We start from the raw sequence: 1,007 nt of genomic DNA, 5'->3' as shown, positions 1-1,007 counted from the left end.
ATACGCCACATCGGCAGATAGTGCCAAAACAGCAGCAGAAGTCGCGCAAGGGAAAGCCGAGAAGGCGGCGCAGGATGCCGCATCGCACAATCCTGTTGCTGCGCTGGCTAAGGCAAACAACCTGTCTGACCTTGAGGATCGCGCGGAGGCGTGGCTTAACGTGCGACCAGATGGCCCGACGCCTTTAGCCGCTGATCCGGTAGATGATAAGGATGCGGCCACAAAGGGATGGGTAAAGACGTTTATTGCGTCGGTAAAGTCTGTCCTTGCGTCATGGAGTGTGATTAAAAATGACGCTACCGCGCCTGCTAATAACGCCACTGCTTACGGCGGTGAGTTAGTCAGCGATTACCAGGTGGCCGGGGTGTCTGTAGCCAAAGCGGCCTTAACGGTAAAAAACACTGTAGGTGGACGAGTTGATCCTATCGTTCGCATGACTGATGCAAGGGGGAGCACACCAACCACGTATGAGTACAATCTGGCGAGTGCGGGCAATAACAGCGGAAGCGGCGGGAATAGCCTGAATATTGTTACGTTTGTAGGGCCGGGAACGCAAATAGTAACGCGGCGTTTTCCGGTTACGGCCCCCGCAAATGCCTCAACAAGTTACACATATAATTGGGTATCTGAAGGCGCAAGACGATTTAGTAACTACCCGGGGGTTAGTGTTGTAGGTGAGTCAGGTAATTCAGGAAGCTGGCGCGTAGCAATTGAAGGTACAACCAATGATATTGTTACAGGTTTTATTCACAATAGTGGATCTTCACAGGTAACGGTATGGGTTAACGTGATCGCAATCGGGAGTATCAAATTATGATAAATAGCGGTGTCACATTCGGAGTTGATTACCCTAAAACAGCAGAGATGCGTCTACAGCTGGCCATTACGAAAATCCAGGAATCTAACGCTATGGCTGGTTTTATTGAAGAGTCCCGTGCCAAACTAGTTGAGTGGCAAAACTACTACTCCAGCATAAAACCGTTAATTGACACAGCTGACTACGAGGG

1 protein-coding gene is annotated in these 1,007 nt (G+C 50.2%); it reads left to right on the top strand.

The window, feature by feature from the left end; translation table 11 throughout:
• On the top strand, positions 1-817 hold an 817-nt coding region (locus NNO02_RS23310; RefSeq protein ID WP_271455882.1), incomplete at its 5' end, for a hypothetical protein.
• Positions 818-1,007: the final 190 nt, after the last annotated feature.

Source organism: Citrobacter sp. Awk 2 (assembly GCF_028069815.1).
In the GTDB taxonomy this organism is placed as follows: Bacteria; Pseudomonadota; Gammaproteobacteria; order Enterobacterales; family Enterobacteriaceae; genus Citrobacter.
This window is presented reverse-complemented; position numbering and strand designations above follow the sequence as displayed.